The 17,248-nt window shown below is 44.0% G+C and carries 19 protein-coding genes; 10 read left to right on the top strand and 9 right to left on the bottom strand.

All coding sequences use genetic code 11. The features are described from left to right. Window positions 1–39: 39 nt before the first annotated feature. Window positions 40–558, bottom strand: coding sequence for a DUF3306 domain-containing protein (locus ACMXYT_RS08555; protein ID WP_415898321.1), 519 nt, complete (start codon window positions 556–558; stop codon window positions 40–42). Next, complete coding sequence (locus ACMXYT_RS08550; RefSeq protein WP_415898320.1) at window positions 548–991, bottom strand: DUF3305 domain-containing protein; 444 nt, start codon at window positions 989–991, stop codon at window positions 548–550. The genes ACMXYT_RS08555 and ACMXYT_RS08550 overlap by 11 nt, the downstream gene beginning before the upstream one ends. Before the next feature lie 317 nt (window positions 992–1,308). On the opposite strand from ACMXYT_RS08550, the gene fdhD reads away from it, so the two are divergent. Then, window positions 1,309–2,172, top strand: coding sequence for a formate dehydrogenase accessory sulfurtransferase FdhD (gene fdhD / locus ACMXYT_RS08545; RefSeq protein WP_415911322.1), 864 nt, complete (start codon window positions 1,309–1,311; stop codon window positions 2,170–2,172). A 1-nt stretch (window position 2,173) separates the two neighbouring features. Next, entirely contained in the window at window positions 2,174–3,082 is a 909-nt protein-coding gene (locus ACMXYT_RS08540) for a substrate-binding domain-containing protein (protein ID WP_415881331.1), read from the top strand. Here the strand turns inward: ACMXYT_RS08540 and ACMXYT_RS08535 are convergent. Together ACMXYT_RS08535 and ACMXYT_RS08530 are read right to left on the bottom strand one after the other, a co-directional pair. Then, window positions 3,079–5,205: a cache domain-containing protein gene (locus tag ACMXYT_RS08535; protein WP_415898318.1), complete on the bottom strand. Its 2,127-nt coding sequence runs from the start codon at window positions 5,203–5,205 to the stop codon at window positions 3,079–3,081. The two genes, ACMXYT_RS08540 and ACMXYT_RS08535, sit on opposite strands and share 4 nt — an antisense overlap. Beyond that, complete coding sequence (locus ACMXYT_RS08530) at window positions 5,202–6,587, bottom strand: sigma-54-dependent transcriptional regulator (RefSeq protein ID WP_415888010.1); 1,386 nt, start codon at window positions 6,585–6,587, stop codon at window positions 5,202–5,204. The genes ACMXYT_RS08535 and ACMXYT_RS08530 overlap by 4 nt, the downstream gene beginning before the upstream one ends. A 356-nt stretch (window positions 6,588–6,943) precedes the next feature. On the opposite strand from ACMXYT_RS08530, the gene ACMXYT_RS08525 reads away from it, so the two are divergent. The 6 genes from ACMXYT_RS08525 to ACMXYT_RS08500 all read left to right on the top strand — a co-directional run bounded on the left by ACMXYT_RS08525 (window position 6,944) and on the right by ACMXYT_RS08500 (window position 11,941). Further along, window positions 6,944–7,771 carry a substrate-binding domain-containing protein gene (locus tag ACMXYT_RS08525; protein ID WP_415898317.1) on the top strand — a complete coding sequence of 276 codons (828 nt, stop codon included), beginning with the start codon at window positions 6,944–6,946 and terminating at the stop codon, window positions 7,769–7,771. A 77-nt stretch (window positions 7,772–7,848) separates the two neighbouring features. Further along, window positions 7,849–8,550, top strand: coding sequence for an ABC transporter permease (locus ACMXYT_RS08520; protein WP_415888012.1), 702 nt, complete (start codon window positions 7,849–7,851; stop codon window positions 8,548–8,550). A 21-nt stretch (window positions 8,551–8,571) separates the two neighbouring features. Continuing rightward, complete coding sequence (locus tag ACMXYT_RS08515; protein ID WP_415894322.1) at window positions 8,572–9,249, top strand: energy-coupling factor ABC transporter ATP-binding protein; 678 nt, start codon at window positions 8,572–8,574, stop codon at window positions 9,247–9,249. Then, window positions 9,242–10,327 carry a molybdenum cofactor guanylyltransferase MobA gene (mobA, locus tag ACMXYT_RS08510; RefSeq protein ID WP_415894323.1) on the top strand — a complete coding sequence of 362 codons (1,086 nt, stop codon included), beginning with the start codon at window positions 9,242–9,244 and terminating at the stop codon, window positions 10,325–10,327. The genes ACMXYT_RS08515 and mobA overlap by 8 nt, the downstream gene beginning before the upstream one ends. Window positions 10,328–10,338: 11 nt before the next feature. Beyond that, window positions 10,339–11,589 carry a bifunctional molybdopterin-guanine dinucleotide biosynthesis adaptor protein MobB/molybdopterin molybdotransferase MoeA gene (locus tag ACMXYT_RS08505; protein WP_415898316.1) on the top strand — a complete coding sequence of 417 codons (1,251 nt, stop codon included), beginning with the start codon at window positions 10,339–10,341 and terminating at the stop codon, window positions 11,587–11,589. 157 nt (window positions 11,590–11,746) lie between these two features. Beyond that, window positions 11,747–11,941, top strand: coding sequence for a hypothetical protein (locus ACMXYT_RS08500; protein WP_415888016.1), 195 nt, complete (start codon window positions 11,747–11,749; stop codon window positions 11,939–11,941). A gap of 61 nt (window positions 11,942–12,002) precedes the next feature. Here ACMXYT_RS08500 and ACMXYT_RS08495 read toward each other — a convergent pair whose 3' ends face one another. Beyond that, window positions 12,003–13,250 (bottom strand): DEAD/DEAH box helicase, encoded by a 1,248-nt coding sequence (locus ACMXYT_RS08495; RefSeq protein WP_415881321.1) that lies wholly within the window; start codon window positions 13,248–13,250, stop codon window positions 12,003–12,005. A gap of 180 nt (window positions 13,251–13,430) precedes the next feature. On the opposite strand from ACMXYT_RS08495, the gene ACMXYT_RS08490 reads away from it, so the two are divergent. Beyond that, window positions 13,431–13,757, top strand: a complete 327-nt coding sequence (locus ACMXYT_RS08490) for a hypothetical protein (protein ID WP_415894326.1) — start codon at window positions 13,431–13,433, stop codon at window positions 13,755–13,757. A gap of 88 nt (window positions 13,758–13,845) precedes the next feature. After that, complete coding sequence (locus tag ACMXYT_RS08485; RefSeq protein ID WP_415911321.1) at window positions 13,846–14,613, top strand: hypothetical protein; 768 nt, start codon at window positions 13,846–13,848, stop codon at window positions 14,611–14,613. Between the two features lie 20 nt (window positions 14,614–14,633). On the opposite strand, the gene ACMXYT_RS08480 is transcribed toward ACMXYT_RS08485, so the two are convergent. The 4 genes from ACMXYT_RS08480 to ACMXYT_RS08465 form a co-directional block, all read right to left on the bottom strand. After that, window positions 14,634–14,972 carry a hypothetical protein gene (locus ACMXYT_RS08480; protein ID WP_415911320.1) on the bottom strand — a complete coding sequence of 113 codons (339 nt, stop codon included), beginning with the start codon at window positions 14,970–14,972 and terminating at the stop codon, window positions 14,634–14,636. Between the two features lie 116 nt (window positions 14,973–15,088). Beyond that, window positions 15,089–16,240: a cupin domain-containing protein gene (locus ACMXYT_RS08475; protein ID WP_415898314.1), complete on the bottom strand. Its 1,152-nt coding sequence runs from the start codon at window positions 16,238–16,240 to the stop codon at window positions 15,089–15,091. Further along, window positions 16,240–16,488, bottom strand: coding sequence for a hypothetical protein (locus ACMXYT_RS08470; RefSeq protein ID WP_415881316.1), 249 nt, complete (start codon window positions 16,486–16,488; stop codon window positions 16,240–16,242). Before ACMXYT_RS08470 ends, ACMXYT_RS08475 begins: the two co-directional genes overlap by 1 nt. 33 nt (window positions 16,489–16,521) lie before the next feature. After that, on the bottom strand, window positions 16,522–17,247 hold the full coding sequence (locus ACMXYT_RS08465; RefSeq protein WP_415881315.1) for an RNA methyltransferase: 726 nt from the start codon (window positions 17,245–17,247) through the stop codon (window positions 16,522–16,524). Window position 17,248 lies beyond the last annotated feature (1 nt).

The following is a 17,248-nucleotide window of genomic DNA, read 5'->3' as shown; positions in this document are numbered from 1 at the left end:
TGAGTCATTCCGACTCTTTGTCCTAAGTTGCTGAAAAAATTAGCATTCAAGATCGGCATCGCCTAAGTCATCAGAATCATCTAGATCACTAAAGTCGCGGCTTTCGACCTTGGTCGTATCGTTGGTGCTCTCTGGATCTTCTTCGGTCTCGCCGCTAACGCCTTCTTTAAATCCTTCTTCGGCTTCCTCGATTTTTTCATCTGCCCAACTTCGAAGTTTGGAAACGACTTCTTGGGTAAGTGCAGGCATTTTGCTGAAATCTTCATCGTAATCGTTAAGGCCGTCACGAATGTTGAACTCAGGTAATCTGAATAGTTTTCTTAGGGCGAGATTGCGAAGTTCTTCTGACACACCAGGTGAAAAAAACTGCTCGAAATTGGAATCGTTATCCAGTGATTCAATATCTGGCATATCTTCATCGGTTAGAGGGGGTAACTCTTCGGTATCAACAGCTTCCTCTGAAAGAGCGGCTTCTGTTTGAGATTCTTCTATTGGCTCAGCTTGCTGCTCAGCTTTACGTTGTGACCAGCGAGAAAAAAATGATTGGTTATCGCTCACTGCTACGTCCTTTGCCTTTTTTCTTCTTTTTACCGCAATCGATTAGTTCACCGTGTATGCCTAGGTAGGTGTCTATCCAGCATTGAACGGCCTGCGGCATCGAAACTTCTAACATTTTATGTTCGCCATCCATAAAAGAAGCAGCGTCGTCTTGACTAGCTGTTATGTGGATTGGCGTTAATGTGTTGTCCATCTCGTCTTCATTGCACAAGACAAAGAGGTGTGGTTGCTGAGAGTCTAAGTTAAAGCGATAGGCTGTTCGTTCATCTTTGTGCAGATCTAAATCAAGGTGGAAGAAGTTAGGCTTATCGTCTTGATGAGGCTCAATGGCATCTATCTGCCAGCGTTCTGTATCCCAGCCGTTAACTTCAATGCTTTCAACTGAAAGAGAAACTTGAAGTGGCCAGTTATCTGTTGTTTTTGTTGCAGACATCTTTTGTCTTCCGTCGTGGGGAATTCTCCTTTGTAGTTCTGCAAACTACGGGCCATCTCTTTATTTAATAGCTGTTGAGCGTGAATAGGTGGGCTTAGAGGTGCTTAATGCGCAAATGCTATGACAATTATTCCCATGTTTTTAAATGGTTGGGACAAAATGACCCACTTATAATGACCTAGTACTTACTGGAAGCAGAGTTAAATGTATTAATTGGTAGAAAATATAAGGTCATCGCAAGGTAGGAACGTAAATTGCTACTAAGGAGAGAAAGTTACGAAGAAGATGGCGTGACGCTGTATTAATAGAGTTGGAATATGCAAAACGTGTCAGAAATCATAATAAGTAATGCATCTGCGCAGCTTACTCACGAAGTAGAGGCGATCGACGAACAAGGAAGTGTTCGACAGGTTCAAATTGCCTGTGAACGCCCATTAACGATTTATCTAAATAAAAGAGAGATTGTTACCTTAATGACTTTGGGTGGTGATCCTGAAGCGTTAGTCCTTGGTTATCTTCGAAATCAGGGCTTTATACATTCTCTATCTGATCTTAAAGCAATACAGGTAGATTGGGATGTTGAAGCGGCCGCTGTTGTAACCCATGGCGAACCTGAAGGCTTGGAGGAAAAGCTTCAGCAGCGCACAGTGACTAGTGGTTGTGGTCAAGGCACGATGTTTGGCAGCGTAATGGAAAAGCTAGAGGAGGTTAGATTACCTGAAGTAACGATTAAGCAAAGTACTGTTTATGCGCTGTTAGATAACCTTAATAAGCATAACGATACCTATAAGAACGCGGGTGCAGTACATGGTTGTGCTATCTGCGAAGGTGACCAAGTGGTTTCTTTTATTGAAGATGTTGGTCGTCACAATGCAGTCGATACACTTGCTGGACGTATGTGGCTTCAAGGAATAGATACCGATAATAAGATTTTCTACACAACGGGTCGCTTAACATCTGAGATGGTTATTAAAGTTGCGCAGATGGGGATTCCTGTATTGCTGTCTCGCTCAGGTGTAACCCAGATGGGTTTGGAGTTGGCCAGAGAACTGGGTATCACGATGTTGGCTCGAGCCAAAGGTAAGCATTTTCTACAGTTTAGTGGTAATGCATCATTGATCAGAGATGTTCAGTTACCGCCTAAACAAAATTCTGTTAAGCAAGCAAGAACGGAGGCATAAGATGAGTGATATGTCTCAAGCGTTTATGAATGTTAAGCAGCTGGCTGATTATTTGCACCTGAACGAGAAGAAAGTGTATGCAATGGCTGCTGAGGGTGAGATTCCAGCAACTAAACTGACTGGTAAATGGTTGTTCCCCAAGTCACTGGTAGATCGCTGGTTATTGGAGAGCTGCCATAGTGGCATGATGGCCGATCGATTGTTGCTATCTGGTAGTGATGATCCTTTATTGCAGGCAGCAGCTAATAGATTGACGCAACATCTCAGAACTAAAGCGTTATTCAGTTATACGGTAACGGGTACAAAGCTTGGTTTAGAGCTTCTTGCCCAGGGGCATGCTGATGCCTGTGCGATTCATTGGGGGCGCGCCGAAGAAAGCGATGTCCGACATCCTGCGCTGTTACAACAGTTCTCGCAATCTAAGCATTGGATTTTGGTTCATTTGTTTAACCGCAGCCAAGGTTTGATTATGCGACCGATGGACCTCGAACGCTTACAAGACCCCAATGAGGCGCTGGATTACAGTACTCGCTGGGTTACACGTCAAGAAGGTGCTGGCTCGCAGCGCTTTTTGAATGAGTGGCTGGCTGGACATGCTTTCCCGCAGGATCAGCTGACTGTAGGCAGTGTTGCATTCTCTGAGCGAGAAGTTGCTTCTTTAATTGCAAAGGGTGAGGCGGATATAGGTCCGGGAACCTTGAGTGCAGCTAGAGAGTTTGGGCTTGGCTTTATCCCAGTGTGCGATGAAAGCTTTGACTTAGTTGTTCCGCGGAATGTCTATTTCCGGAACTTACTGCAAAACCTATTCGAATTCCTTCAGAGTCCAGAGGGACTGTCCTTGGCTCAGCGCCTTCAAGGTTATGATTTAAGTCGATGCGGTCGCCTCATTTGGAGTTCAGATCCAGGCTAAGCGTTCATAGCGCGCCTATTGGTCCTTTCTGCGGCTGCAAGGCCATCCAGAATGCCATCGACACCGCCATCCCCCGTGGGGTTGGCGGTTTTTAGTAGATAAACTTTGAACATGGTTCCAAGCTCTTCTTCAGAGCGGACGGTAATGTCGCCACCATGCCGGCGAATGATGCCGTAACTTACAGATAAACCAAGTCCGGTACCGCTTTTCTTGGTCGTAAAGAATGGATCAAATATACGCTCTAGATGTTCTTCGGAAATGCCTTTTCCCTGATCTATAACACTAATGGTTGCGCCTTTAATCTCTCCATTCTCAATCCAATCATCAGTTTGAATAGTTACTACGCCTGGGCCTTCGAGTGCGTGTGAGGCGTTGAGTATTAGGTTAACCAGAACTTGCTGTACTTGCTGGCAGTTAACTTCAATAGGACAGGTTGCATGATAATTTCGCTCTACGACCACTTGCTGTTTCTCAAGCGCATGAGAAACTAGCTGCAAAGTATCGTCGCTAATACTGTTTAACTGTAAATGTTCGTATTGCTCTAAATACTGACCGGGTCGACTGTACTGCAGTAGGTTGTTAATTAGGGATCTTATCCGATATACCTGCTCAATAACCATGTCTACTTCATCCTGAGCGGGTTTAACGGCATCGCCGAGCTCTGCAACCAATAGATCCATATTTCCAAGGATTACCGCTGCTGGGTTATTAATTTCGTGAGCTATACCTGCGGTAAGCTCACCCAATACGGCCAACTTTTCTTTATCAAGAAGCTGCTTTCGGGTGCTTTTTAGTAGCTTGATATGCTGCTTGAGCGCATCCGTACGGTTTTTTAATGAGCGAGTTCTTTTTTCAACTGTAATCTCTAGCTGATCATTGGCTTGTCTGATCTGTTTCTCGCGCTCTTCAATTAGATCAAGCATGACATCAAACTGTTCGGCTAGCTCAACTAATTCATCGGCTGCTTCAAGTTGCCCGATACGATGGTCGGTTTCGCCGTTACGAATGTCTGTTACCACTTTGTGGATTTTATTAAGTGGGCGGATAATAAGTTGAGTCTTTTTGAAAACAAGGACGGCAGAGACCAGCATGATCAAGGCGATAAGAGAAGCGGATTCGATTAGCGTCTTGTAATAAATCTTGGTAAAAGGGGCCTCTGTAAAACCAGCATAGATCATCCCGATTTTCTTGTTGTTGAAATCAAGTAGTGGCTTATAAGCAGAGATGTACCAATCGTTAACTACAAACGCTCTGTTTATCCATTTGTCACCTTTTCTTAGCACCTCTTTTCTTACTTCGGCCGATACACGTGTTCCGATTGCTCGTTGTTTAAGTGTTAATGGTGCTGAAGTTTTGACTGATTCTCTTTCTTGAGGAACATTGGTGCTAATTCGTACATCATCAAGGAATAGGGTGACCGTGCCGATGCCACCTTCGGGAAGAGTGCCTTCACCGTAGACAAGATCACGAATGGTATCTACAGCATCGGTGGTATTGTTGAGAATGGAGCCTGAGTCTAATACGCCGATTAGCTGCCCAAAATCATCTGTGATTGGCACGAGAGCGCGAAGCACCATGGAGCGGTCTTCAACGGTTCTGTTGCTTGGGATTGCGCGTGGGGTATCTATTAAATTGATATGTCCTTTGTCGCCAAGCCCCATATTAATTTGATCAAGTTCGTCTTTATGGATTACTGCTAATCCGGTTAAATTCTCTTTTAATAACAATCTTTTAGAAAGTTCTTGTAATGAAGGTTCTTGAGTTGAGTTTAGCTCTTGCGCATCAATGAATCTCAAGAAGTCTAAGGAGCGGCTTTGGCGAATTTCGTGTAACTGGCCTTGCAAAGCGTGACGGTTGTTTTGCTGAAGATTTGTTCTGAATTCGTAACTGTTACCAAGCTGCATCAAAATGTTTTGATGTTCTTGTTGCATAAAATTAAGGGTGCCGCTGGCTACAGAAAGGTCTGCGCTAACCTTCATGTAGAGTTGGCGATCGGTATAACTGGTCGTCCAATAGGCCGCCATAATGGCAAAGCCTATTGCGGTTAACAGCAAAGGTAACAGGGTAAGTAATAGAAGTTTGTGTCTTAAGGTGCTGCTGAAATTATACCAACTGGATTTCATGCAGAGATCTCATCAACTGTTTCGTCCTGTTGAGCCCAAGCGGCCAATTTACGATCTAGAGTTTTTCTGGATACACCAAGCTCTCGGGCAGTGGAGGATTTGTTCCCAGAATGTTGCTCTAAGGTAAGCAGTATATGATGCTTTTCAACCTCGTCTAAGGACCAGCCAGCAAAGCTGCCGCAAGCTTTAGGTTCGCTGCTATCTTGCTCTTTGAAGTAATCAGCGGGGAGCTTGCCTAATAAGATACAGCGTTCAATTAAGTTTTTTAGCTCTCGAATATTACCTGACCAGTTGTAAGCCTGCATGGCTTTAAGGTCATCATGAGTAAACGGGATAGGAGATAAGCCGAGCTCGCGAGAAAGTTTTACTGAAAAATGATGGATTAGATCTGGAAGATCCTCACGGCGATCACGTAACGGTGGTAAGGTGATACTAAGAACGTTCAAGCGGTAATACAGATCTTCACGGAAGCGATTTTCAGCCACTTCTTCTTTTAGTTGCCGGTTGGTTGCTGCAATAATGCGTACATCAACGCTAGTTTCTTGCTCGCTACCTACAGGTCGAACAGCTTTTTGTTCTAAAGCACGCAAAAGTTTAGCCTGCATGAGCAGTGGGATTTCGCCTACTTCATCAAGAAATAGAGTGCCGCCGCTAGCAAAATTAAACAGACCTTCACGGGCTTTGTTTGCACCCGTGAAAGCGCCTTTAGTATGTCCAAATAGCTCCGCTTCTAATAGATCGGGGGCAATAGCACCACAGTTAACCGGTACAAATGGACCGCTTCGATTGCTCAATTGATGAAGCATACGTGCAGCGAGCTCTTTACCTGTGCCTGTCTCGCCTTCAATAAGGACTGCAGAAGGGGTGTTGGCTACACGATGGATGACGTCAAGAACTTGTTTGATTGCAGGTCCAGTACCGATCATGTCGGTCATAGGGAAGGCGTTATCAACTTCTCGTCGTAATACAAAATTAGCTCTTTCCATTGCGCGTTTATCAAGGCAGCGATCAACAGCATTCATCATCTGCTCAAGACGGAATGGCTTTAGAATGAAGTCGGAAGCGCCGGCTCTGAGTGCTTGAATGGCAGTATCTAGATCGGCATAGGCGGTCATAAAGATAATGTCACTACTACGGTTGGTATCTTCGAAGGCTTCATGCCATTCCATACCGGATCGGCCGGGTAGCTTTATATCAACGATTAAGAGATCAAAGTGGCAGCGCTTTCTGAGTTCTTCAGCTTCTTCTACACTTCCTGCTGTTTCTACTAAGGCGAATCGTTTTGCGAGAGCTTTTTGTAGGAAGCTTCTCATGCCGACTTCGTCATCAACAACTAATACTGATACTGCGGGAGCTTGCGTGCTTTGCAGAGGTGAATTCATTTCAACTCAAATCTCTAAAAATGACCGTGATGGCAATGTCTGGGAAAGGGATTCAATTTTATTGGACAATTTGTCCCAGTCAATGTTTTGTTTGGTCATTATGACTCATAAATAGCTAAACAGTGATAATACTATTGTTTCATTTTTTCTCAATTTGGTTCGGGGTTGCTGGATTTCTGATCAAAATACCTTTTTAACAGAAGGGCTTATTCACATTAAGTCTAAAAAATTTATATGATCCCGCAATTGGCATTCATATTGCTCTTATCTGGGAGATGAGTAGCAATGACCCCTTACACAGGCTGTGTAGGGTGCGAACTCTAGAAAAATATAATGATTAAATAAGGAATATAGAGATGAAAAAGTGGATCGCGGCAGCCCTCTCCACAACGATTTTGGCAGCAACGTCAGTTACAGCTGTTGCTGAAGAGCAGATTATCCGTTTAGCAACTACCACGAGTACTTATAACTCTGGTTTATTAGACAAGTTGTTGCCTGTATTTGAAAAACAGCATGACGCTAAAGTGCAAGTTATCGCTGTCGGTACCGGTAAGGCGTTACGTATGGGGGTAGCAGGTGATGTGGATGTGGTCATGACTCACGCGCCTAAAGCTGAGAAAAAGTTTGTTGATGGCGGTTTTGGTGTAAGTCCTAAAAGCGTTATGTACAACGATTTTGTAATCGTTGGTCCAGCAGCTGATCCTGCAAAAATTAAAGATTCTAGCAATGTAGCAGAAGCTTTAGCGTCTATTGCTAAAGTTAATGCTGATTTCATCTCTCGTGGTGATGATTCAGGTACACATAAGAAAGAGCTTTCTTTATGGGCGGCAACTTCGCAAGGTAAAGAGTTTGCTAACTACAAAGAGGTTGGTCAGGGCATGGGTAAAGTGCTTCAGATCGCTGATGAGCTTAACGGTTATACAATGACTGACCGCGGTACTTGGTTAGCTTACGAAGACCGCCTTCAGCTAAAACTTTTGGTTCAGGGTGACAAGCGTTTATTCAACCCATACCAGATCATCCAGGTTAATCCAAAACTACACGATGGTTTGAATGTAAAAGGTGCTGAACAGCTTTCTAACTGGTTCGTATCTTCAGAAGGTCAAACAATGATCAATGATTTCCGTATTAAAGGTAAAGCATTGTTCCACGGTTCTGCTCAAGCAGAAGTAGCGACTAAGTAAACAATTATTTAGTATGTTGCCTGTGAATGCTAACTGATTGCTTTCACAGGCTCTTTTCTCTGATGTAGTAGTAAATAATGCAAGATAATCTGTTAGACACGTCGATGTTGGCTCTGCAGTTGTTGTTTAGTTTTGATGCAGATCTTTGGAATATTATTGGCGTTTCTTTTCGAGTTTCAATTACAGCAATCGCGATTGCCACTGTGCCCGCTATTTTAGTGGGTTTTTTATTGGCGATGTGTGATTTTAAAGGGCGTTCAATCGTTATTGCTCTTTTCAATGCGCTAATGGCAGTACCTACTGTGGTGGTCGGTCTGACTCTATATCTTATGCTGTCCCGTAGCGGTCCGTTTGGAGATCTTCATCTTTTATTTACCCAGCCTGCCATGATTATTGGTCAGGTCATGTTGGCATTTCCGCTTTTGGTTTGTATGAGTCATTCAGCTTTTCAAGCAGTTGATAGAAGGGCTTGGGAAACCGCGCGTACATTGGGTGCGGGTTACACCTTTTCAATTATCACGATTATGCGTGAAGCAAGATTTGCCTTGCTTGCTGTCGTGGTGGCAGGTTTTGGTCGAATCATCTCAGAAGTTGGTTGTTCGATGATGGTCGGCGGCAACATTATGGGTTATACGCGAAACATTCCGACAGCGATTGCGCTGGAAACGAGTAAAGGGATGTTTGCCCAGGGCGTGGCACTAGGTTTGGTATTGTTGGTGCTTGCTCTATTTTTGAATTTCACCTTGGCGTCAGTGCGAGGTAAAGGTCAGGCAGTCTAACGGCCTGATTGTGAGGATGTTATGAGTATCGAATTAAATGCTAGCAATCTGGTAAAGCGTTTTGACCAACGAGAGCTATTTAATATTGATAAATTGACGTTGAAAGAGGGCGAGAGCTTTCACCTGAGTGGTGATAACGGTGCCGGTAAGACAACGCTGATGAAAATTTTGGCGGGCCTAGATAAGCCTTGTGAAGGCTCAGTTACAGTAACGCCAAATAAACGTAGTTTTCTTAACACTAAATTGCACCCAAAGGTCGTTTACCTTCATCAAACACCGTACATCTTCGCTGGCACAGTGAAAGACAATATTGCTTATGGTTTACGCCTTCGTGGTGAATCTAGGCAAAAAATCAAAACACTAGTGGCTAAAGGGTTAGCTTGGTCTCGCCTAGAGTCTTTAGCTGAACAGCAGGCGCATTCTTTGTCTGGTGGTGAAAAGCAACGTTTGGCGCTTGCTCGCGCGTGGGTTTTGAACCCAGGTCTTCTATTTCTTGATGAGCCAACAGCCAATCTAGATCGTAAATCGGTAGAAACTGTTGCTGAATTAGTTAAAGAGATGGTTGATGGCGGTACCGCAGTCATGGTTTCTAGTCATCAAAGTAATTGTGTGACCGAGCTTTGTCAGCGCAACTTATTGCTAGAAAATGGTTCTATAAAAGAAACAGCTCAATTAAATGAGGCTAATCAATATGCATAATCCTGATCAAGTAACCGCCGTTATTCTTGCTGGTGGTATGGCTCGCCGAATGGGGGGAGTAGATAAAGGCTGGATGGAGCTAAATGGTAAGCCGCTTATTAAGCATGTTTTAGATGTTGTTCAGCCGCAAGTGGCGCGCTGTATGATCAACGCAAACCGTAGTATGGACGCCTATGGTACATTGGGATTGCCGGTTATTTCTGATCTTGAAGGTGATTTTCAAGGGCCATTAATGGGGATTGCTACCGGTCTTCATCATGCTGCAACTGATTGGGTGTTATTTGCACCATGTGATGGGCCGTTTTTACCTCCAGTCTTAGTTCGTCGCATGTTGCTTCAAGCGCGAGAACAAAAGGCAGAAATCGCTGTTGCAACTGATGGCAAGCGAATGCAGCCGGTTGTTGCTCTGATTCATCGAGATCTACTTGGAAGTGTCCAGAAAGCCTTAGCTTCTGGAGAACGTAAGATCGACCGTTGGTATGCTCAGCATAACTACACGGAAGTTGATTTCTCTGATTTCCCTGAGGCTTTCACCAACGTGAACCGTCGCGATGATCTCGATGATCTTCAGCAGATGCCAAAACTACTTGGCTTTGCAGCTTGGAGTGGTACAGGCAAAACTACATTATTGAAAAAGCTGATTCCAGCTCTAAAAGAAGATGGTATCCGTGTTGGTGTCATCAAGCATGCTCACCATAAATTCGATGTTGATCATCCGGGTAAAGATAGTTACGAGCTTAGAAAAGCTGGTGCTGATCAGATGCTGATTAGCTCCGGTAAGCGTTGGGCGTTAATGGTTGAGCAGGATCAGGGTGATCGCCCATCTCTAAACCATATGTTAAGTCGCATGGATCACTCTCTTTTAGATCTGGTCTTGGTAGAGGGCTTTAAGCAGGAGTCTTTTCCTAAGATCGAGTTGCATCGCAAAGAGATTAATAAAGGCCTCATGTATCTTGAAGATGAAAACATAATTGCGGTGGCTTCGGATGAGCCATTACAATTGCATCGAGAACTACCCTTGTTCAATATTAATGACACAGACGAAATTCTGCGTTTTATTAAAGAGTACATCAGCTAGGTAATTGATTGATGAGCGAAGTGTTAAGTTGTTTTGATCCGGCTGCTAATCCGGGTGGTATGTTACCTGTTGCTGAAAGTATTCAGACCATACTCAATCAAATTGATATTCAAAGCAGCGCTGAAACTGTAGCTGTCTCCGAAGCCATAAATCGAATTTTGGCGGTAGATTTAGTTTCTGGCATTAATGTTCCTCAACAACGAAACTCAGCAATGGACGGTTATGCTGTTGCCGCTGATGGTTTATCTGATGAATCCTTGGATGTTATTGGTCGTGTTTTTGCGGGTGAGGCCTTCTCGGGTCAGGTCGGTCCAAACCAGGCAGTAGAAATCATGACGGGGGCGCCAGTGCCCGAGGGTGCTGATAGCGTCATCATCAAAGAAGCATGTACACGAGAGGGTGAGCAATTAACTTTCGTTGGGTCGGTCAAAAAAGGGCAGAATGTCCGAGAGGCGGGTGAGGACATCGCTGAAGGAGAGACGGCACTTAAAGCGGGATGTCCTTTACGTCCTCAAGAGTTAGGTTTAATAGCTTCACTAGGTCATACTGAGGTGACAGTTTATCGATCTTTAAAGGTCGCCATCTTCTCTACGGGTGATGAAGTTACAGCGCAAGGTCAACCGCTACCTAAAAACTGCATTTACGATACAAATCGTTTTTCACTCACCGGGCTTTTGCAGCGTTTAGGCTGCGAGGTGATTGATTACGGAATTATCGAAGATTCACAGCAGGCAATGGAAGAGACCTTACGTAAGGCATCTAATGAAGCCGATATGGTGATCTCCTCTGGTGGCGTATCGATGGGGCAGGCCGACTTTATTAAAGATGCGTTGGCTGCTGTAGGAAAAATCAATTTCTGGCGTATAGCGATGCGTCCAGGTCGTCCGCTAGCCTTCGGCAAGCTCGGCAATACACCGTTTTTCGGACTGCCGGGTAACCCTGTTGCTGTGATGGTGACGTTTACTCAGTTTGTTCAGCCTGCGCTGCGTAAAATGGCGGGGGAGCTAAATTGGCAACCAAGACGTATGGTGGCAATTGCTGAGACTTCTCTTCGATCTAGGCCGGGTAGGACTGATTACAGCCGTGGTGTTTATTCAATTAATGACAATGGCGAATTGGTTGTTAGGTCTACAGGCAGTCAAGGCTCTGGCATCTTAACTTCTATGGTTTCTGCCAATTGTTTAATCGAGATCTCTGATGAGTTTGCAGGTATCGATGCAGGGCAAAAGGTCACTATTCAGCCATTCTCAGATCTTATTTAAAGAGCTTTTCGATTTTTTAAATAAGGGCTGATTAAGGCCCTTTTTTTGTACCTGAATTTGTCATATCGCTTTCATTGTTTGGTCATAAAAATAAGGTTTCATTAACTAACTTAATCTCGCCCGTAACGGGCTGTTAGTAATGAATTAGGACTGATAGATGAGTAGCAAACTTCGATTGGCTAATTTGCCATTAGAGCAGGATGAAATGGAAGAAGACTATATGGATGGTCAATACGCGGATCATCAGCGTAGGAAGGTAGCGAAAGGAAAGCGAAAAAAACAGGGCTCTGATAATTATATGGAACAGCGCTCTTTAAAGCGTGATTTCGATATGAATATGCCGAATTTCTAAGTCGTTTGCATAAAAAAGGAGCTTATTTAAGCTCCTTTTTTATTGGGTCTAGCAGAATTGGCTAGCGCTTTTTCTTTGCAGAAGACTTGCGGCCAATAACTTGGGTGCGCGTTGCTTTATTGTGCTTCTTCTTAGGACCTTTCTTGTGAATGCGCTTTCTCAGGCCTTCTCGACTACCCACTTCGTAGCCTTTGCGGAATATACGTTTGATCGGTGTGCCAATAAGGCGCTCAATGCTATCTAAAGCACTTTCTTCCTCTCGGCTTACAAAAGATATAGCCTTGCCTTGAGTGCCTGCACGACCCGTACGCCCTACGCGATGAACATAGTCTTCAGCTAGATAGGGAAGATTGTAATTTACAACGTGTTCCAATCCTTGAATATCCAATCCACGCGCAGCAACTTCGGTTGCGACCAGTACTTGGATTTTGCCTGCTTTAAAATCTGCAACCGCTCGACGGCGCGCGCCTTGGCTTTTATCGCCGTGACAAATAACAGCTTCAATGCCGTCTACTTTTAGATCAAGCATCAGCTCGTTAGCTTGAGCTTTTGTGCTGGTGAATACCAATACTTGAAACCAATTTTCTTCCTGTATCAGCTCGGCAAAAAGATCTGCTTTACGCTTTTCCTCTACTGGGTACACAACATGATCGACTGTATCTGCAATCGAGTTCTGTCTAGCTGCTTTGATCTGCTCAGGCTTCTTCTGAATCTTTCTCGACAGCTTGTGGACAGCGTCAGATAAAGTGGCAGAGAAGAGCAAGGTTTGTTTTGAAGAAGGTGTGGCTTCCAAAATAGTCAGTACATCTGTAACAAAGCCCATATCTAGCATGCGATCGGCTTCGTCAAGAACAGCAAATTCAGTTTTGCTAAGGTCTACATTGCTACCGCTTAAGTGTTCGATTAAGCGGCCTGGTGTGGCAATCAGTACGTCTGCACCGTGACGTAATTTCTTCTTCTGGGTATCAAGGTTTACGCCACCATAAACGGCCAAGACTCGAAGATTCAGGTGTTTATTGTACCGGCCAATCGTTTCTGCAAGCTGTTGTGCGAGCTCACGAGTAGGCGTCAGGATAATAGAGCGAATCTGACGTTCGGCTAAGTCACGCGGATTATCAGAAATTTTCTGCAGAATAGGGATGGAAAAGGCTGCTGTTTTACCTGTACCTGTTTGGGCATTAGCAAGCAGATCTTTGCCGCGGCGGCCGGGCACAATTGCTTGCTCTTGAATTGGGGTCATGTCTGTATAGCCGCATTCATCCAGAGCTTGTTGTAACTCAGGTGATAGGTCTAGTGATGAAAATTTCATATTGCCCCTCAAGAGACTTGCAAAAAGCGGCAATTATAAAGCAATTTAGTCTAATTAGTCATAGTCGTGTGATTCAGATCATACTATGTTAGGTACTAAAGTAGGCAAACGCTTGTTTGATGATTTATAGTAGACTCACAAACAAGGTAGAGCTTATAACTTATTGAATAGAGAAGAGAAATGACGTTAGCGGATAGTAAGAAACTGACAGTAATCTTCCGTATCGAACCTGGGTGTTTAGGACCTGAAGGTTTAAGCCATGTAGATAAATTTTGTGTTAAAGCTGGTTTGAAGCTTCAAAGTACAGCTCCGGCTTATATCACATGGCAGGTAGAACCGCGTCACGATAAAACACTACCTGAAATTGATTATGCAATTTTAGGTAGAGCGCTAAGCCGTGATCATGCAAAACGTTATTTAAGCCACTTTGATCTAGAGATTGATAAATTTGAGATGACAGCTTTTGATGAGTTGCCCGATATTATTGATCAATATTTTGGACGCTAATGCTTAGCTAGTTATTCACTGCTCTTTCATATCTGCTTGCTATACTTAAGCTCACTAGGATTTGCCCTTAAAGAGTTTAGGTATATGCATGCGTTCCTATCTTTTTCTCATTGCTTGTTTTTTGTTACCTAATTCCAGTTTTGCAGATAAACAGGTAATCCATATCGCAGCCATAGATTGGTGCCCGCAGATCTGCCCTGAAACTGACAAGCCTGGCTACATTATCGATCTGGTTAAGCAGATTTACAGTGATACGGAGTATGAATTAGATATTCGTATTTACCCTTGGAGCCGAGCTTTGTCTATGACTCAACAGGGGCGAGTACATGCTGTTCTATCTCCAGCTAAACCTGAAGCGCCCGATCTTCTTTACCCGATAAATGAAGTGGGTACACAGCGTATGTGCTTTTTTACCGATAGAGAAAAGGAGTGGCAGTACGAGAATATTCATAGCCTTAAGAATAAACAGTTTGGCTTATCTACAGATACTTCTATTGAAGAATTAAATGATTACGCATTACTTAATCCTGAGCAGTTTCAATACCTTCCATATAATGAACGCCACATAGTCCAGCAGGCTAAAAAAGTGCTGCGAAATCGCATTCATGCTTTCTTATTTACGTACAACAGTACTGTATATACGTTAAAAAATGCGGGTAAGTGGGATAGGTTTAAAAGTGCAGGTTGTGTACAAGAAGCAAATATCTATATGGCTTTTTCACCGCAAATTAATATGCAAGATGATATTAAGAAAATGATGGAGGTCTTTGATGAAAAGATGGCCATCCTAAAGCGGGGGGATGGTATTGCGCAGGTGATGAGCCATTATGGTTTGGATGACTGGAGAGCTAAATAGTTTAGCTATCGACACTGTGCTTAGTAATCAAAGGGTGAGATTTCACCAGAATAATCGAGCTTATTCCCGCAATGATTGCAGTAAGAGGTGCTAGCTTTTTGGTCGCTGCCGCAAGTTTGGCAAGTGACTTTGATAGAATCCCGTTTCGCTCGTTGGTCTATGATATCCGCCATATTTTCTTTTAAGTCGGTACTACATTCAAGGTCGCTTTCTTGAATAATGTTCCAAAGAGATTCTGTAATCAGAGACAGTGTTTCTAACTTCAGTTCTAAGGCGTTAATTCGGGCTGAATTGATCTCAGATTCAAGCGTTGGGCTAGATTCGAGTGTTTTTTCGACAGTAGCTTCTTTATCGGTCATCACAATGCCTAGTCGACTGGAGCGTATTTATATTTGAGTGTAATCGCTTGTTTTGATTAGCGACAGGGAAAGATATAGCTCTTTAAACGGCTTTAAAGAGCTATAGATTTGTTTACCTATTCTTCGTCTAGAAAATATACGGAACCTTGAAGCAGGAGTGCCTTCAATAGCTGTAGATTTTCTTCAGTGGGTTCTATCTGTTCGTGATACAGATTGGCGCAAAGGCTTTCGGCTAAAGTTACTTGTCCTTCTGAGCATGCACAGCCTTTGCCATCAACGAACAAAATAAAATGATCGTCTAGTCGGTTAAAAGCAAAGCGTGAACCCTCACTGCGACAAAGTGGAATTCCGGCTTCTAATAACTCGGCGATCTCTTCCTCGTCCATCTCGCAAACTTGATTAGCACCGTGCTCAGGATTCTTTGGTTCAGTCATAAACTGACCAAACCAGTGAGTCAGCAGTTCATGGCTATCGATATACTCTTTTAAGGCTGATTTAACGCGCTCTAATGCTTGATCAGTGATCTCGCCTGGGTTTGCCTGTGGAGCAAGATCGGAATCACTATAACGGTCTTCTGCTTTAGTAATATCAGACAGATAATCGGTAAAGCCAGACATCATCTCTTGATGAGAAGGTGCTCTGAAGCCTACAGAGTAAGTCATACAATCATCGCCAATGGCAAAGCCGTTATGACCAACCCGAGGTGGAACATACAGCATATCGCCTGGCTGGAGATCCCATACATGTTCTGGTTCCCATTCAGGCAAAATCATGACAGGAACGTCTGGGCGGCGTGGTGAATCTTCACCATAGATACCGCCCACTTCCCAGCGTCGAGTCCCCGAAGCTTGGATCAGAAAGACATCGTAATTATCGTAATGTGGACCTACGCCACCGCCGTCCGCCGCATAGCTGATCATAAGATCATCTAGTCGCCAATTTGGTACAAAACGGAAGTGCTCGAGTAGCTCGTTTGCTTCAGGAATCCAGTGATCGACTGATTGTACTAACAGTGTCCAGTGCGAGTCTGGAAGATCAGCGAAAGTATCTTCCTGCAGAGGGCCGTGTGTTAAAGACCAATCTTTACCGTCCGGTGACTGTGTTATCAGACGCGATTCTACGTCTTCCTCTAGTGCCATGCCGGCTAACTCGTCAGCCGTCACAGGGGGCTCAAAATTAGGAAAGGCGTTGCGAATAAGTAAAGGCTTCTTCTGCCAGTATTCAGCTAAAAATGTTTCTACGCTGATGTCACCAAACGGAGATTTCACTAGTCAATTAACTCCATAAGCTGTTCGATTGCTTCTTCCATTTCAGCGTAAACTTTACGCTTGTCGCGATTGGCTAGAGCAGCAAGCTTATTGTTACCCACTTTCTTTATGCCTTTCTGCAGAGTTGTAGCGCATTCGCGGATGCCAGCAGCGTTATAACCAACTGTTTTGGACTCTTGGTGCATTTTTTCGATGTTGTCGCGAAGCTCGTCAGCCTGTTTTAGTAGTGCTTGTAAATTCTCTTCCATCTTTTGGCCTTGTCGTAGGTTGTATAGTTGTAGTTATTTTTTTAGTTTTTCGACCGTTTCTTCAATTGAAGTCAGAATGCCGCGAAGCATATTCAGCTCAGTTTTCTCAGGACGTGAGCGGTTGAAGTAACGGTGTAATTTTTCCAGTACTTTACCCTCATGCTGAGGGATGATGAAATCGGTCAAACGTAGCACTTTTTCTAAGTGCTCGTAGAATAAAGCCATCTCTTTATGGCGAGGGTATTCGCTTTCGATATCGTCATAGCTTTTGTTTTCCGCTGCCATAAATATCTCGTAGCAAAGCAGCTGGATTGCTTGAGATACGTTGAGCACTGGGTACTCAGGGTTAGCAGGGATGTAAACATGGTAGTTGCATTGCGCTAATTCATGGTTATGAAGGCCCATAGTTTCACGACCAAATACGATTGCTACTTCACCTGATTTAGCTTCAGCTACTACACGTTCCGCGCCTTTGCGCGCATCGAGAAGAGGGCGGTCGAAGGTGCGTTTGGTGCGCGCGCTCGTGCCAATCACTAGCTGGCAATCGCCAATCGCTTCTTCCAGTGTGTTAACGACGATAGCGCTATCTAATAAGTCTTTTGCGCCAGCAGCGCGAGAATCAGCTTCTGCGCTCGGGTAATCTTCTGGTTCAACCAGATAGAGTTTGCTTAGCCCCATGTTTTTCATAGCGCGTGCAGCTGCGCCGATATTACCGGGGTGGAATGTGTTGATCAGTACAACTCGAACGTTAGATAACATT

The organism is Neptuniibacter sp. QD37_11, assembly GCF_047778105.1.
GTDB lineage: Bacteria > Pseudomonadota > Gammaproteobacteria > Pseudomonadales > Balneatricaceae > Neptuniibacter.
Note: the sequence above shows the minus strand (reverse complement) of the source record. Positions and strands in the feature narration are given on the sequence as shown.

What these genes read in the sequence shown, in the direction of transcription:
- ACMXYT_RS08550 (WP_415898320.1), bottom strand. Translation starts at nt 991, where the DNA reads ATGTCTGCAACAAAAACAACAGATAACTGGCCACTTCAAGTTTCTCTT.
- fdhD (WP_415911322.1), top strand. Translation starts at nt 1,309, where the DNA reads ATGCAAAACGTGTCAGAAATCATAATAAGTAATGCATCTGCGCAGCTT.
- ACMXYT_RS08540 (WP_415881331.1), top strand. Translation starts at nt 2,174, where the DNA reads ATGAGTGATATGTCTCAAGCGTTTATGAATGTTAAGCAGCTGGCTGAT.
- ACMXYT_RS08535 (WP_415898318.1), bottom strand. Translation starts at nt 5,205, where the DNA reads ATGAAATCCAGTTGGTATAATTTCAGCAGCACCTTAAGACACAAACTT.
- ACMXYT_RS08530 (WP_415888010.1), bottom strand. Translation starts at nt 6,587, where the DNA reads ATGAATTCACCTCTGCAAAGCACGCAAGCTCCCGCAGTATCAGTATTA.
- ACMXYT_RS08525 (WP_415898317.1), top strand. Translation starts at nt 6,944, where the DNA reads ATGAAAAAGTGGATCGCGGCAGCCCTCTCCACAACGATTTTGGCAGCA.
- ACMXYT_RS08520 (WP_415888012.1), top strand. Translation starts at nt 7,849, where the DNA reads ATGCAAGATAATCTGTTAGACACGTCGATGTTGGCTCTGCAGTTGTTG.
- ACMXYT_RS08515 (WP_415894322.1), top strand. Translation starts at nt 8,572, where the DNA reads ATGAGTATCGAATTAAATGCTAGCAATCTGGTAAAGCGTTTTGACCAA.
- mobA (WP_415894323.1), top strand. Translation starts at nt 9,242, where the DNA reads ATGCATAATCCTGATCAAGTAACCGCCGTTATTCTTGCTGGTGGTATG.
- ACMXYT_RS08505 (WP_415898316.1), top strand. Translation starts at nt 10,339, where the DNA reads ATGAGCGAAGTGTTAAGTTGTTTTGATCCGGCTGCTAATCCGGGTGGT.
- ACMXYT_RS08500 (WP_415888016.1), top strand. Translation starts at nt 11,747, where the DNA reads ATGAGTAGCAAACTTCGATTGGCTAATTTGCCATTAGAGCAGGATGAA.
- ACMXYT_RS08495 (WP_415881321.1), bottom strand. Translation starts at nt 13,250, where the DNA reads ATGAAATTTTCATCACTAGACCTATCACCTGAGTTACAACAAGCTCTG.
- ACMXYT_RS08490 (WP_415894326.1), top strand. Translation starts at nt 13,431, where the DNA reads ATGACGTTAGCGGATAGTAAGAAACTGACAGTAATCTTCCGTATCGAA.
- ACMXYT_RS08485 (WP_415911321.1), top strand. Translation starts at nt 13,846, where the DNA reads ATGCGTTCCTATCTTTTTCTCATTGCTTGTTTTTTGTTACCTAATTCC.
- ACMXYT_RS08480 (WP_415911320.1), bottom strand. Translation starts at nt 14,972, where the DNA reads ATGACCGATAAAGAAGCTACTGTCGAAAAAACACTCGAATCTAGCCCA.
- ACMXYT_RS08470 (WP_415881316.1), bottom strand. Translation starts at nt 16,488, where the DNA reads ATGGAAGAGAATTTACAAGCACTACTAAAACAGGCTGACGAGCTTCGC.
- ACMXYT_RS08465 (WP_415881315.1), bottom strand. Translation starts at nt 17,247, where the DNA reads ATGTTATCTAACGTTCGAGTTGTACTGATCAACACATTCCACCCCGGT.